This window comes from Brachybacterium sp. EE-P12, assembly GCF_003711805.1.
In the GTDB taxonomy this organism is placed as follows: Bacteria; Actinomycetota; Actinomycetes; order Actinomycetales; family Dermabacteraceae; genus Brachybacterium.
The window spans coordinates 703172-717528 of record NZ_QXCP01000004.1; the positions used below are offsets into that span (position 1 = coordinate 703172).

The following is a 14357-nucleotide window of genomic DNA, read 5'->3' on the forward strand; positions in this document are numbered from 1 at the left end:
GTTCTCAGCCGCTCTCGCCGCGAGAACGGTTCAGAACCTGACACTCGCAGGCCGCGCCTGTCTTGGCGGAGCTCACACGCGGGCCGGTACCGTCGAGCCATGACCGACGAGCAGACCTCCGGTGCGCTGACGCCCATGCGCGAGACCGCCTTGTCCCGCCCCGACTTCCCCGTCGCCCGAGTGGCGCGGCGGCTGGGCCTCGACCCCGCCGGAGCCGATCTCGCGCTGCGCGACGACGAGCAGGTGCGCGCCGCGCTCGAGAGCTCCGTGGAGGAGTTCCTCGCCGCCGACGACGAGCGCCGTGCCGGGCGCATGCCGACCTCCGAGCTGGCCCTGGATCCGGACTTCCCGACCGGGGTGGGGATGGCGCTCGTCGGCGCGGCGGTGCTGTGGGAGGCGCAGGACCTGATCCCGAAGGTCGCGCTGCGCGTGGCGAAGGACCACCACGAGGACGGGGCCGACGAACTCGCCGCGAGCTACATCGCGCTGGTGCAGGAGGCCGTGGAGCCGGGGGAGCGCAGCGACGACGACGCCCTCGCCTGGGCCGCGCAGTCGTTGCTGGTCTCGGTGCTGCAGCGCTCCGGGGACCCCGCGCGGGCCGACGAGATCGCGCGCGACCTCGCCGCCCATGCGATCCCGATGGACCTGTGGCGCGATGACGACCCGACCCTGCCGGACGACTCGATGGCCTGGCACGGCGGTGCCTTCGTGGGCGGGATCCCGCCCCGCCGCGACGAGCGGCGCCTCAGCTTCGAGGACGTCCACGACTACATGAACACGCTGCTGGCGGACATGCGCCGCGAGCAGGAGGCGGAGGAGGACGGGGTCTGAATCTCTGAGCCACGGATCGGCGTGCAGCGGCCCGTACCCTGGCTCCATGACGACACCACGGGGCGCCCTCCTCACGGGCAGCGTGAACTTCGACGACGCCGAGAAGACCATGCGCACGGTCGCCGAGATCCTCGGCGCGCACGTCGCGCGGATCCCCGACGGCGAGGTCGGGAAGCGATTCCACTGGATCATGTTCCAGCCCGACGTGCTCGGCCAGGCCCCCGGCATCGAGCGGGTCGGTGCCGAGCCGATCCCCTTCGCTGCGGGCCTCGACGCGCGTCCCCTGCGGATCGCCGACGGGGTCGATCCCGCCGGGATCGAGCTGCCGCCGCTCGGCTACGCGGACGCAGCCCGCGAGTCCTATGCCCTGTTCACCCGGCTGCGGGAGGAGGGCGCGATCCCGGCCGGGATCCGCTTCCAGGTGTCCCTGCCCACCCCCGTCGCCGTCATCTCGTCCTTCTTCTCCGGGGAGGACCGGATCGCGATCGAGCCGGTCTACGCGGACGCGCTGCTGGGCGAGCTGGAGCAGATCCTCGAGGAGATTCCGCACGAGGACCTCGCGATCCAGTGGGACGTCGCCTCCGAGATGGGCATCCTCGAGGGCGCCTCCGGCTACGGCGCGGTCATGCAGGGCTGGTGGACCGGGGGGAGTGCTGGGCGGGATCGTCGCCCGCCTCGCCGCGCTCGTCGACGCCGTCCCGCCCGAGGTCGAGGTCGGGATCCACCTCTGCTACGGCGATGCGGGGGAGAAGCACTTCGTCGAGCCGGCCGACACCGCGAACCTGGTGCGGGTCGCGAACGCCGTCCTCGCCGCGGCCGGTCGGGAGCCGTCCTGGCTGCACCTGCCGGTGCCGATCAGCCGCGACGACGAGGCGTACTTCGCCCCGCTCGCCGAGCTCGCCGATGTCCCCGAGCTGTACCTCGGTCTGGTCCACCGCGAGGACGGCGCCGAGGGCGCTCGAGCCCGCATCGCCGCGGCGCAGAAGGTGCTCGATCGACCCTTCGGCGTCGCCACCGAATGCGGCATCGGCCGCGCCCCGGAGGGCACCACCGAGGGCATCCTGCGCACCCACGTCGAGGTCTCGGACCCGCGCTGAGCCGCGCCTGCAGGCACCCTGGCGCGTCCCCGGATTCCCGACACGCTGGACGCGCCGGGGTGACCTCTCCGACCCCCGTCGGAGCCCTCGCCCGTCGGCCCTCGCGGCTACCCTGGACGGCATGGCTTCTGCGGCGTCCGATGATTTCGTCCACCTCCACGTCCACACCGACTACTCGCTCCTGGACGGGGCCGCGAAGATCGACAAGCTCGTCGCGGAGACGGTGAACCAGGGCCAGAGCGCTGTGGCGATCACCGACCACGGCTATCTCTTCGGCGCCTACGAGTTCTACAAGGCCGCGACCGACGCCGGGATCAAGCCGATCGTCGGCATCGAGGCGTATGTGACTCCCGGGACGAGTCGTCATGACCGCACCCGCGTGCAGTGGGGCACCAAGGAGCAGCAGGCCGCGGGCGACGACGTCTCCGCCCGCGGCGCCTACACCCACATGACCCTGCTGTCGAAGTCGACCGAGGGCATGCACAACCTCTTCCGACTCGGCTCCGCCGCGTCGCTGGACGGGCAGATGGGCAAGTGGCCGCGCATGGACCGCGAGATCCTCGCGAAGTACGCGCCCGGCCTCATCGCCACCTCCGGATGCCCCTCCGGCGAGGTCCAGACCCGCCTGCGCCTGGGCCAGTTCGACGAGGCCGTCAAGGCCGCCGGCGAGTTCCAGGACATGTTCGGGAAGGACAGCTACTTCATCGAGCTGATGGACCACGGGCTCGACATCGAGAAGCGCGTGACCAAGGATCTGCTGGAGGTCGCCAAGGCCATCGGCGCGCCGCTGGTGGCGACCAACGACCTCCACTACGTCACCGAGCAGGACGCCACGATCCAGGACGTGCTGCTGTGCATCAACTCCGGCTCGCGCCTGAACGACCCCGACCGCTTCAAGTTCGGCGGCTCCGGCTACTTCCTGAAGTCCGCCCAGCAGATGCGGGAGCTGTTCCGCGAGTTCCCCGAGGCGTGCGACAACACCCTGCGCATCGCCGAGATGTGCGACGTCTCCTTCACCACCACCGACGAGGGTGCGAACTACATGCCTCACTTCCCCACCCCCGGCGGGGAGGACGAGGAGTCGTGGTTCGTCAAGCAGGTCCAGGACGGGCTCGAGTACCGCTACCCCTCCGGCATCCCCGACGAGGTCCAGAAGCGCGCCGACTACGAGGTCGGGGTCATCCTCCAGATGGGCTTCCCCGGCTACTTCCTGGTCGTCTCCGACTACATCAAGTGGGCCAAGGAGCAGGGCATCCGCGTCGGCCCCGGGCGAGGCTCCGGCGCCGGCTCCATGGTCGCCTACGCCATGCGCATCACCGACCTCGACCCGCTCGAGCACGGCCTGCTCTTCGAGCGGTTCCTGAACCCCGACCGCGTCTCCATGCCGGACTTCGACGTCGACTTCGACGACCGCCGCCGCGGCGAGGTGATCGAGTACGTCGAGCGCAAGTACGGCGACGACAAGGTCTCCCAGGTCGTCACCTACGGCGTCATGAAGACGAAGAACTCGATCAAGGACGCCGCGCGCGTGCTCGACTACCCCTTCGCGATGGGGGACAAGATCACCAAGGCGCTGCCGCCGGCGGTGATGGGCAAGGACATCCCGATCAACGGGATCTTCGACCCCGAGCACAAGCGCTACGCGGAGGCGACCGAGTTCCGCCGCCTCCACGACGAGGACCCGGACATCCAGAAGGTCGTCGAGATCGCCAAGGGCGTGGAGGGCCTGACCCGCGGCTGGGGCGTGCACGCCTGCGCGGTCATCATGTCCAGCCACACCCTCACCGACATCATCCCGATGATGCGCCGCCCCTCCGACGGCCAGATCATCACCCAGTTCGAGTACCCGACCTGCGAGACGCTCGGTCTGCTGAAGATGGACTTCCTGGGGCTGCGGAACCTCACCGTCCTCTCCGACGCCGTGACGAACATGGAGCGCAACGGCAAGACGCCTCCGGACCTGGAGACCCTGCCCTTCGACGACCCTAAGACCTACGAGCTGCTGCAGCGCGGCGACACCCTCGGCGTGTTCCAGCTGGACGGCTCCGGCATGCGCACCCTGCTGCGCCAGATGAAGCCCGACCAGTTCGGGGACATCACCGCCGTCTCGGCGCTGTACCGCCCGGGCCCGATGGGCATGGGCTCGCACACCAACTACGCGCTGCGCAAGAACGGCCTGCAGGAGATCACGCCGATCCATCCCGAGCTCGAGGAGCCCCTGGCGGAGATCCTCGACGAGACCTACGGCGTGCTGGTCTACCAGGAGCAGGTCATGCAGACGGCGCAGAAGGTCGCCGGGTACTCCCTCGGCGAGGCGGACATCCTCCGCCGCGCCATGGGCAAGAAGAAGAAGGCGGAGCTGGACAAGCAGTACGTCTCCTTCGAGGCGGGAATGAAGGCAAACGGCTACTCCGACGCGGCCGTGCAGGCGCTGTGGGAGACGCTGCTGCCCTTCGCGGACTACGCCTTCAACAAGTCCCACTCCGCTGCCTACGGCGTGGTCTCCTACTGGACCGCCTATCTCAAGGCGAACCACCCCACCGAGTACATGGCCGCGCTGCTGACCTCCACGCAGGAGAACCGCGACCGGCTCGGCCTCTACCTCGGCGACTGCCGCCATCGAGGCATCACCGTGCTGCCCCCGGACGTCAACGAGTCCGATCTGTACTTCTCCGCCGTCGGCGACGACATCCGCTTCGGCCTCTCGGCGATCCGCAACGTCGGCGCGAACGTGGTCGAGGAGATCATCCGCACCCGCGAGGAGAAGGGCGCCTTCACCTCCTTCACCGACTTCCTGGACAAGGTGCCGCTGTCGGTGTGCAACAAGCGCACCATCGAGTCGCTCATCAAGGGCGGCGCCTTCGACTCCCTCGGCCACAACCGCCGCTCCCTCGTGCTGGTCCACGAGGACGCCGTCGACTCCGTCGTGGACGTCAAGCGCAAGGAGTCCCAGGGCCAGTACGACCTCTTCGCCGACGTCTTCGGTGGCGGCGGGGGCGAGGATGCGATGGCCTCCGGCTCCGCCGCGACGCTGACCATCCCGGACCTGCCCGAGTGGGACCGCAAGGAGAAGCTCGCCTTCGAGCGGAACATGCTGGGCCTGTACGTCTCGGACCACCCGCTGTACGGGCTCGAGCACGTCATCGCCCAGAACTCCTCGACCTCCATCAGCTCGCTCGCCGACGACGGCGCGGTCGAGGACGGCCAGATGGTCACGATCGCGGGGCTGATCACCACCCTGCAGCGCAAGACCACCAAGAAGGGCGACATGTGGGCGATCGCCACGGTCGAGGACCTCGAGGGCTCGATCGACTGCCTCATGTTCCCCTCGACCTACATGACCGTCGCCTCCGAGCTCGCCGAGGACCTCGTCGTCTCGATGAAGGGCCGCGTGGACACCTCCAAGGGGATGCCCGAGCTGCGGGTCATGGAGATGACGATCCCGGAGACCGGGGGAGGGGTCGACGGCCCCGTCACCATCGCGCTGCCCGCGATGCGCGCCACCGAGCGGGTGGTCGGCGACCTCCGCGGCGTGCTCGAGGACAATCCCGGCTCCTCCGAGGTGCGGGTGAAGCTGCAGGAGCCCGGCCGGACCACGCTCATGCAGCTTGACAAGCGCCTGGCCGTGACCCCGTCGGCCGCGCTCTACGCCTCGCTGAAGGCGCTGCTGGGCCCGGGTTGCCTCTCCTGAGCACGGGCCGGTGCTGAGCATGGCGCTGTGGCGGGTCGCGACCTTCAACATCCGCCACGGCCTGGGCCGTGACGGGCGGGTCGACCTCGCCCGCACCGCGGGGGAGATCGCCGCGCTGCGGGCCGACGTGATCGGGCTGCAGGAGGTCGACGTCGCCTTCGGCCCTCGCTCCGCGGGCGAGGACCAGGCCGCCCGTCTCGCCGAGCTGCTGGGCTACGAGGTCGCCTTCGGCGCGGCGCTCGAGCTCCCGCCTCTGGTGGCCGACGGTCCGCGACGACGCTACGGGGTCGCGCTGCTGACCCCGCACACCCTGGCCGATCCCGTCATGCAACCGCTGCCCGCCCATCCCGGCGCGCCCGCTCTGGACGAGCCGCGCGGAGTGCTCCGGGCACGGGTCACCCGTGAGGCCGGCGAGGCTCTGGACCTGCTGGTCACGCATCTGGATCCCGAGCTGCCCGCGCACCGCACCGCCGAGGTGCTCGGCATCCTCCGTCTCGCCGAGGAGATCACGGGCCCGGCCGTGCTGCTCGGGGATCTCAACGCCGCCCCGCACCATCCCGAGCTCGCCCCGCTCGCCGCCGCCGGCTGGCGGGAGGCCGCGCACGAGCTGCGCACGGCACGCGGTGCGCGGTCCCGGGGCCGAGGTGCGGGAGCGCGGCGCGCAGCCCTTCGCGAAGCGGCGCGGCCCGCCCTGCATCGTCTGCTCCAGGACCTGCCGGTGCTCGCCCCGCTCGCGGGCGACCCGGCTCGGCCCACCCATCCCGCGCGCCTCCCGGTGCGCCGCATCGACTCGCTGTGGACGCGCGGCCCGGTGGAGGTGCTGGATCTCGAGACCGGCGCGCTGACCGCCTCCGACCACCGTCCCGTCGTCGCGACGCTCGCCACCTGACGGCTCCCGTCCTCGCCGGGCCCCGGGGTCCCGCGCCGATCGCGACCTGGACTAGCGTGGGCTCATGAGCGTCATTCCCGTGGACCTGCTGCCCGACTCCCTGCTGGAGACCTTCCGCGAGCGCGCGGCGGTCCACGACCGGGAGAACACCTTCCCGTCGGAGGATCTCGCGGACCTGCGCGAGCGCGGCTACCTGCGTCTGCTGGTCCCGACCGAGCTCGGCGGTCTCGGCGGGAGCCTGCTCGAGGCCGCGCGCGTCCAGCGTCGCCTGGCCGGTGCCGCGCCGGCCACGGCCCTGTCGATGAACATGCATCTGGTGGTCACCGGCGCCGCCCTGCACGCCCACCGGCTCGGCGTCGCCTCCGTGCGCACGATCCTCGAGGACGCCGCCGAGGGGCGGCTGTTCGCCTTCGGCATCTCCGAGGCCGGGAACGACGCGATGCTCTTCGACTCCGGCACTCGCGCCGAGCCCGGCGAGGACGGCGGCCACCTGCTCACCGGCACGAAGATCTTCACCTCCCTCGCCCCCGTCTGGGACCGCCTGGTGGTGCACGGCCGCCTCGCCGACGCCCCGGAGGAGGAGCCCCGGCTCGTCTTCGGCGTGCTCGAGCGGGACGAGCACGTGGAGACCCTCGACGACTGGGACACGCACGGCATGCGCCCCTCCCAGTCGCGCACCACCCGCCTGCACGGCGCCCCGCTGCGCGCGGACCGGGTGGTGACCACCACCCCCGTCGGCCCCAACCCCGACCCCTTCGTGATGGGGATCTTCGGCGCCTTCGAGCTGCTGATCGCCTCGGTGTACACCGGCATCGGCGAACGCGCGGTGAGCCTCGGCAGCTCCATCGCGCTCACCCGTCGCAACGTCACCAAGGGCATCGTCCACGCCGACGATCCCGACATCCGGTGGCGCCTCGCCGACGCCGCGCTCCGGCTCGACGGCGCCGTGCTGGAGACCGAGAAGGTCCTCGCCGACCTCGACGCGCTCGGCACGGGGGAGTCCGGCCCCGGGATCGACGACCACGGGCCGCGCTGGTTCCTGCACTTCTCCGGGGTGAAGTCCCGTGCGAGCGAGGCCGCGCTCGCGGCGGTCGACCAGGTGCTGCGCGCCAGCGGCGGCGCCCACTACTTCCGCCGCAGCGAGCTCGAGCGCCTCTCCCGCGACGTGCGGGCCGGGCTCTACCACCCCTCCGACGAGGAGTCCGTGCACTCCTCCTACGCCAAGGCGCTGCTCGGGGAGATCGGCACGGACCGCTGAACCCTCCCGCCGGTCCTCTGCCGGTCGGCACCGCTCTGTGCGCGGCCGGTCGGTCCCGCCGCGCACGACGCGGTCGTGCCGGGGCGCGGGGCGGCTCTCAGCCGAAGAGCACCTCGGCCTCGCGCCAGCGGGACTCGGGCACCCGCTTGAGGCTGTCGATCGCCTCGGTGAGCGGCACGTCGACGATGTCGGTGCCACGCAGCGCCACCATCCTCCCGATGCCGCCGCCGTGGACGAGGTCGACCGCCGCGGTGCCCAGCCGGGTCGCGAGCACCCGGTCGTAGCCCGTCGGCTCGCCGCCGCGCTGGATGTGGCCCAGCACCGTCGCCCGTGACTCGATGCCCAGTCGCTGCTCGATCAGCGGTGCGAGCACCGAGGCGACACCGCCGAAGCGCGGACGGCCGAACTCGTCGAGGTCGTAGTCCATGAAACCCTCCGGTGCGTCCCGGGGCATGAAGCCCTCGGCGACCACCACCAGCGGTGCGCGTCCGCGATCGAAGGCCGCCTGCACGTAGTCGCAGATCTCGTCGATGCTCAGCGGGAACTCGGGCAGGCAGATCACGTGCGCGCCCGCGGCCATCCCGGAGTGCAGCGCGATCCAGCCGACCGAGCGGCCCATCACCTCCGCCACCATGCAGCGGTGATGGGAGTCGCCCGTCATCCGCAGCCGGTCCAGGGACTGGGTCGCGATCTCGACCGCCGTGTGGAAGCCGAAGGTGTAGTCGGTCGCGTCCAGATCGTTGTCCACCGTCTTCGGCACGCCGACCACCGGCACGCCGGCCTCGAACAGCCGGTTCGCGGTGTACAGGGTGCCGTCCCCTCCGATCGCGATGATCGCGTCGACGTCCTCCTCCTCCAGATGCCGCAGCACGATGTCCGCCCCGTCGGCCCCGTCGTGGAAGGGGTTCGAGCGGGAGGTGCCCAGCATCGTGCCGCCCAGGCGCGCGATGCCGCGCACCCGGCGGCGGGGGAGGGACATCCAGTCCCCGTCGATCACTCCGCGCCAGCCGTCGCGGTAGCCGATGAACTCGTCCTCGAACCGCGTCTCGCCCTTGAGCACCGCGCCGCGGATCACGGCGTTCAGGCCGGGGCAGTCACCGCCGGAGGTCAGGATTCCGATCTTCATGGGGCAGGCGGTCCTCTCTCGGTCGCGATCCGATCGTGACCAGCCTAGTCGCTCCGCGTCCCGGCGACAGGGCCTCCGTCCCGGCACGACGAGGGGCATCCACCGCGCGGTGGATGCCCCTCGTCGTGCCGGTGCCGATGCCGGGCCGCCGCCCGATCCTCAGGCCTCGTCGGTCCCGTCGGGCCGGTCGAGGCCGGCGGGATCCGCGTCGTGCGGCGCGGAGCCGGTCTCGTGCACCTGCTCGGACTGCGCGCGCACCTCGCGGCCGCCCTCGGCGGCACGCTGCAGCGTGTCCTGGAAGTCCACGCCGGTGGTGGACTTGACCATGTCGAGCACCTGGGCGAGGCCCACGGAGATGTTCTGCCCGATCTTCGCCTCCCCGTCGGTCGAGAACACCGAGAGGTTGTCGATGTTCGAGTACGGGGAGGCGAGCTCGCCCGCGACCTCCGGCAGCACCTCGAGCACCTGGGCGAGGACCGCGGCGTCGTTGAACTGCTTGTACGCCTCGGCGCGGGCGCGAGTGGTCTCCGCCTCGGCGTCACCCTTGGCGCGGATCGCCGCGGCCTCGGCCTCGCCCTTGGCGCGCAGCGAATCGGCCTCCGCCTGACCCTCGAGCCGGACCGCCTCGGCGTCCTTCGAACGACGCTGCAGCTCGACCTCGGCCTCGGCCCGGCCGCGGGCCTCGATGGCGTGGGCCTCCGCGTCGGCGGTGACCTTGCGGGACTCGGCCCGGTTGCGCTCGTCGGTCAGCTGCGCCTCGGACTCGGCGATGCGGGCGTACTTCTTGGAGTCCGCGTCCTGCTGCTCGGCGTAGCGCTTGGCCTCGGCCGGCTTGTGGACCTCGGCGATGAGCTGCTTCTCGCGCAGGTCGTTGTTGCGGACCGCGATGAGCTCTTCCTGCTCGATGATCTTCTGCTGCTGCGCGGCGCGGGCGAGGGGGCCGGCGGCGTCGGCGATCGCCTGGCGGGCGTCCGTCTCCTCCTTGATCTCGGCGTTGCGCAGGTCGAAGGCCTGCTTCGACTCCGCCTCCTGCTGGAGGTTGAGGTTGCTGGCCTGCGTCGACTCGCGGTTCGCGTTCGACTCGGCGATCGCGGCCTGCTTGGCGACCAGCGCCGCCTCGGGGCGGCCCCAGTCGCGCAGGTAGGAGCCGTCGTCCTCGATGGCGGAGATCTGGAAGGTGTCGATGACCAGGCCCTGGTTGTTCATCGAGTGCTCCGCCTCGGCCTGCACCTGGGAGGCGAAGGAGGCGCGGTCGCGGATGATCTGCTCGACGCTGAGCGTGCCCACCACGGCACGCAGGGTGCCCGAGAGGATCTCCTGGGTGTAGTGGTCGATCTGCTGCTGCTGATCGAGGAATCGCTGCGAGGCCTTGCGGACGTCGTCGACGTTGCCGCCCACCTTCACCTGCGCCACCCCGCGCAGCCGCAGGAAGATGCCGTTCATCGAGTAGCCCTCGACCTCGACCGGGATCTGGCGCGAGCTCAGGCTCAGCACGAAGGCGCGGTCCACGATGGGGCGCACGATCGCACGGCCGCCGATGATCACCCGGGCGCTGCCGGACTCGAGGTCGATGTCCCCGGTGGGGCTCGCCTTCGCATTGCGGCCGGTGATGATCAGCGCCTCGTTCGGCGCGGCGATGCGATAGCTGCGCATCAGCACGAACAGCAGGATCAGCAGGACGACCACCACGACGGCGGCGCCGACGATGATCGGTATCAAGGCTTCCATGGGTTCCCCTCGGTCAGTTCCGCGTGCCGCTCAGGCACGCCGCCCTCGATTCTCCCATCGGGGCCGCGTGAGCGGGAGTCTCTTCCGCGGGCGGAGACCCCGGTCGTGATCGGTGCGCACGCCGCCCGCGTCCCGGATCCTCGGTGCCCGCAGCCCCAGGGCGTCTCATGATGTGTCAGCGGCGTCCGAATGGCGGGATCGAGGGTCTAGCCTCGCCCGTCGTGAACATCCCGCACGCCCCCGCCCCCACCAGCCCGCCGCCGACCGCGCCCGCGAACACCCGCGGCCGGGTCATCACCGCCTCGATGGTGGGCACCACGATCGAGTTCTTCGACTTCTACGCCTATGCGACCGCCGCGTCGCTGGTGTTCCCCGCCCTGTTCTTCCCCACGCAGACCCCGGCGAACCAGCTGCTGAGCTCCTTCGCGGTCTTCGGCGTCGCCTTCGTCGCCCGCCCGCTGGGCTCGCTGATCTTCGGCCACTACGGCGACCGGGTGGGCCGCAAGACCACGCTCGTGGCGAGCCTGCTGGTGATGGGCATCGCGACCTTCCTCATCGGCGTGCTGCCCACCGCCTCCACCCCCGGCTTCTCGTTCCTGGCCCCCGCGATCCTGGTGCTGCTGCGCTTCTGCCAGGGCATCGGCCTGGGCGGGGAGTGGTCCGGCGCCGCTCTGCTGGCCACCGAGAACGCCCCGCCCGGCAAGCGCGCCCTGTACGGCACCTTCCCGCAGCTCGGCGCGCCGGTCGGCTTCATCCTCTCGAACCTGCTGTTCGTGCTGCTGAGCGTGCAGCTCACGTCGGAGCAGTTCACGGCCTGGGGCTGGCGCGTGCCGTTCCTGCTCTCGTCCGTGCTGGTGATCGTGGGCCTGTGGGTGCGCCTGAAGCTCATGGAGTCCCCAGCCTTCCAGAAGGTGCTGGACGAGCAGCGCGTCGCCTCCGTCCCGATCGCCCGCGTGTTCCGCACCGCATGGCGCCCGCTCGTGCTCGCGACCCTCGCCATGGTCGCGACCTACGTGCTCTTCTACCTCATGACCGCCTTCCTCATGGTGGTGGGCACCACCGCCGCCGACGAGGCCTCCGCGCGCGCGGCGGCCGAGGCGGCGGGCAAGGGCTTCGACCCGTCGAGCTTCGCGCCGGGCCTCGGGTACGAGCGCACCGACTTCCTCACGATGCTCATCATCGGCGTGGTCTTCTTCGGCGTCTTCACCGTCGTCTCCGGGCCGCTCGCGGACCGGTTGGGGCGCAAGCGCCTGCTGCTGGTCGTGACGGTGCTGATCGGCGTGTTCGGGCTCGTGCTCGACCCGCTCATGCACGCCGGCACCGCCGGGGTGATGGCGGCGCTGATCCTCGGCTTCACCCTCATGGGCCTCACCTTCGGACCGATGGCGGCGTTCCTGCCGGAGATGTTCCGCGCCGACGTGCGCTACACCGGCAGCGCCGTCAGCTACAACATGGCCTCGGTGATCGGTGCGGCGCCCGCCCCGTACGCGATGATCGCGCTGTGGCAGCTCCAGGGCGGATCCCTGCTGCTGGTCGGCTCCTACCTGGCGCTCGCCGCGGTGCTCACGCTCGCCGCGCTCCTCATCGGCGGCGAGACCCGGGACGTGGATTACCTGGCCTGATCGACGTGCTGCGAGGTACGAGCGGTAGGAGATCGGGCGGAGGGGGCTGGCCTGATCGACGTGCTGCGAGGCACGAGCGGTAGGAGATCGGGCGGAGGGGGCTGGCCTGATCGACGTGCTGCGAGGTACGAGCGGTAGGAGATCGGGCGGAGGGGGCTGGCCTGATCTGGCAGCACCTGCAGAAAGGGGACGTGAGCGGCACGGCGGAGCGCTGAGCTCCGCAGCGTGCCGCTCACGTCCCCTTCGTGCAGGCGCAGGAGCGGAGGGTGCCGCTCAGCCTTCGCGGTGCTGGCGGTAGTAGCGGATCAGCCCCTCGGTCGAGGAGTCCTCCGCCGCGATCTTCGCCTCGTCGCCGCCGACGGCTCCGGCGAGGTCCTTCGCGAGCTGCTTGCCCAGCTCCACGCCCCACTGGTCGAACGAGTTGATGCCCCACACGGTGCCCTGCACGAAGGTGATGTGCTCGTACAGCGCGATCAGCTGGCCCAGCACCGACGGGGTCAGCTTCGGGGCCATGATCGAGGTGGTGGGGCGGTCGCCGGAGAACTCGCGGGCGGCGACGAGCGCGCCCTCGGTCCCCTCGGCGCGGACCTCCTCGGCGGTCTTGCCGAAGGCGAGCGCCTTGGTCTGGGCGAAGAAGTTCGCCAGGAACAGCTCGTGGACGTCCTGCTCTCCGTCGGCCAGCGCGTGGTCCGGGGTGGCGAAGGCGATGAAGTCCGCGGGGATCACCCGGGTGCCCTGGTGGATCAGCTGGTAGAAGGCGTGCTGGCCGTTGGTGCCGGGCTCGCCCCAGAACACCTCGCCGGTCTCCGTGGTCGCGAGCGAGCCGTCCCAGCGCACCGCCTTGCCGTTGGACTCCATCGTGAGCTGCTGGAGGTAGGCGGGGAAGCGGTGGAGGTACTGGGAGTAGGGGAGGACCGCGTGGGTCTCCGCGTCCAGGAAGTTCACGTTCCAGATGTTCGTCAGGCCCATCAGCAGCGGCACGTTCTGCTCGGCGGGCGCGGTGGCGAAGTGCTGGTCCATCGCGTGGAAGCCGGCCAGCAGCTCCTCGAACACGTCCGGGCCGAGCACGGTCGCGAGCACGGTGCCGATCGCGGAGTCGACGCTGTACCGGCCGCCCACCCAGTTCCAGAAGCCGAAGGCGTTCTCGGGGTCGATCCCGAACTCCTCGACCTTGTCGAGCGCGGTCGAGACGGCCACGAAGTGCTTCGCCACGGCCTCCTTCTCCTGCTCGACGGTCAGCCCCGCGCTCTCGCGCAGCCCGTCCAGCAGCCAGCTGCGCACCAGGCGCGCGTTGGTGAGCGTCTCGAGCGTGGTGAAGGTCTTCGAGGCGACGATGACGAGCGTGGTCTCCGGGTCGAGACCGCGCGTGGTCTCGTACGCGTCGGTGGGGTCGATGTTCGAGAGGAAGCGGGCCGTCAGACCATCCTGCGCATGGGGCTTCAGCGCCTCGTAGACCATGACGGGGCCCAGGTCGCTGCCGCCGATGCCGATGTTCACGACGGTCTCGATGCGCTTGCCGGTGATGCCCGTCCACTGCCCCGAGCGCACCTTCTGCGCGAACTCGTAGACGCGGTGGAGGGTGCCGCGCACGTCCTCGTCGATGTTCTGGCCGTCGACGGTCAGGGCGGGGGAGGAGCCGGCCGGGCGGCGCAGCGCGGTGTGAAGCACGGCGCGGTCCTCGGTGGTGTTGAGGTGGGCGCCGGCGAACATCGCGTCGCGGCGCTCCTCGACGCCGACCTCGCGCGCCAGCTGCAGCAGCAGCCGCATCGTCTCGGGGGTCAGGAGGTTCTTGGAGAGGTCGACGTGGAGGTCGGCGGCGTCGTGCGTGAAGCGCGCGGCGCGCTCGGGATCCTCGGCGAACCACTCGCGCAGCGAGCCGTCGAGCGCCAGATCGTGCGCCTCGAGCTCGGCCCAGGCCGAGGTCGTGGTGGGGTCGACGGGGGAGGTGGGAGCATCCGGAGAAGTCATACGGCCATTGAACACCGTGGCGTCGATCCGTGGCGGTTCCTGCCGTCTGTTCCGGCAGCATCCGGCCGCCCCGGGCCCGGGTCGCCGGGTGATTGAAAAGTTGCCGAGACCGAAGCGTTACCGACGGATGGAATGCAGTTGACATCC

General features: G+C 70.9%; 9 protein-coding genes. 6 read left to right on the plus strand and 3 right to left on the minus strand.

The features are described from left to right. Positions 1–99: 99 nt before the first annotated feature. The 5 genes from D1648_RS06325 (at position 100) to D1648_RS06345 (ending at position 7766) form a co-directional block, all read left to right on the plus strand. A complete protein-coding gene (locus D1648_RS06325) occupies positions 100–831 on the plus strand; it encodes a hypothetical protein (protein ID WP_122939930.1) in 732 nt (243 codons plus the stop codon). 650 nt (positions 832–1481) lie between these two features. Further along, a complete protein-coding gene (locus tag D1648_RS18135) occupies positions 1482–1928 on the plus strand; it encodes a hypothetical protein (RefSeq protein ID WP_241155374.1) in 447 nt (148 codons plus the stop codon). A 121-nt stretch (positions 1929–2049) separates the two neighbouring features. After that, positions 2050–5619: a DNA polymerase III subunit alpha gene (gene dnaE, locus D1648_RS06335; RefSeq protein ID WP_122939931.1), complete on the plus strand. Its 3570-nt coding sequence runs from the start codon at positions 2050–2052 to the stop codon at positions 5617–5619. 19 nt (positions 5620–5638) lie between these two features. Further along, positions 5639–6508, plus strand: a complete 870-nt coding sequence (locus tag D1648_RS06340) for an endonuclease/exonuclease/phosphatase family protein (RefSeq protein WP_122939932.1) — start codon at positions 5639–5641, stop codon at positions 6506–6508. 64 nt (positions 6509–6572) lie between these two features. Next, on the plus strand, positions 6573–7766 hold the full coding sequence (locus D1648_RS06345; RefSeq protein ID WP_122939933.1) for an acyl-CoA dehydrogenase family protein: 1194 nt from the start codon (positions 6573–6575) through the stop codon (positions 7764–7766). A 97-nt stretch (positions 7767–7863) separates the two neighbouring features. On the opposite strand, the gene D1648_RS06350 is transcribed toward D1648_RS06345, so the two are convergent. Then, positions 7864–8892, minus strand: a complete 1029-nt coding sequence (locus tag D1648_RS06350) for an ATP-dependent 6-phosphofructokinase (RefSeq protein WP_122939934.1) — start codon at positions 8890–8892, stop codon at positions 7864–7866. A 159-nt stretch (positions 8893–9051) separates the two neighbouring features. Then, positions 9052–10620 carry a flotillin family protein gene (locus tag D1648_RS06355; RefSeq protein ID WP_241155375.1) on the minus strand — a complete coding sequence of 523 codons (1569 nt, stop codon included), beginning with the start codon at positions 10618–10620 and terminating at the stop codon, positions 9052–9054. A gap of 170 nt (positions 10621–10790) precedes the next feature. Between D1648_RS06355 and D1648_RS06360 the strand changes: the two genes are divergently transcribed. Beyond that, positions 10791–12242: an MFS transporter gene (locus D1648_RS06360; RefSeq protein ID WP_370239783.1), complete on the plus strand. Its 1452-nt coding sequence runs from the start codon at positions 10791–10793 to the stop codon at positions 12240–12242. Positions 12243–12515: 273 nt separating this feature from the next. Here the strand turns inward: D1648_RS06360 and pgi are convergent, their stop codons facing one another. Continuing rightward, positions 12516–14210: a glucose-6-phosphate isomerase gene (gene pgi / locus D1648_RS06365; protein ID WP_122939936.1), complete on the minus strand. Its 1695-nt coding sequence runs from the start codon at positions 14208–14210 to the stop codon at positions 12516–12518. Positions 14211–14357: the final 147 nt, after the last annotated feature.

Coding starts and splice junctions, on each gene's coding strand:
- D1648_RS06325 (WP_122939930.1), top strand. CDS start 100: ATGACCGACGAGCAGACCTCCGGTGCGCTGACGCCCATGCGCGAGACC.
- dnaE (WP_122939931.1), top strand. CDS start 2,050: ATGGCTTCTGCGGCGTCCGATGATTTCGTCCACCTCCACGTCCACACC.
- D1648_RS06340 (WP_122939932.1), top strand. CDS start 5,639: ATGGCGCTGTGGCGGGTCGCGACCTTCAACATCCGCCACGGCCTGGGC.
- D1648_RS06345 (WP_122939933.1), top strand. CDS start 6,573: ATGAGCGTCATTCCCGTGGACCTGCTGCCCGACTCCCTGCTGGAGACC.
- D1648_RS06350 (WP_122939934.1), bottom strand. CDS start 8,892: ATGAAGATCGGAATCCTGACCTCCGGCGGTGACTGCCCCGGCCTGAAC.
- D1648_RS06355 (WP_241155375.1), bottom strand. CDS start 10,620: ATGGAAGCCTTGATACCGATCATCGTCGGCGCCGCCGTCGTGGTGGTC.
- D1648_RS06360 (WP_370239783.1), top strand. CDS start 10,791: ATGTGTCAGCGGCGTCCGAATGGCGGGATCGAGGGTCTAGCCTCGCCC.
- pgi (WP_122939936.1), bottom strand. CDS start 14,210: ATGACTTCTCCGGATGCTCCCACCTCCCCCGTCGACCCCACCACGACC.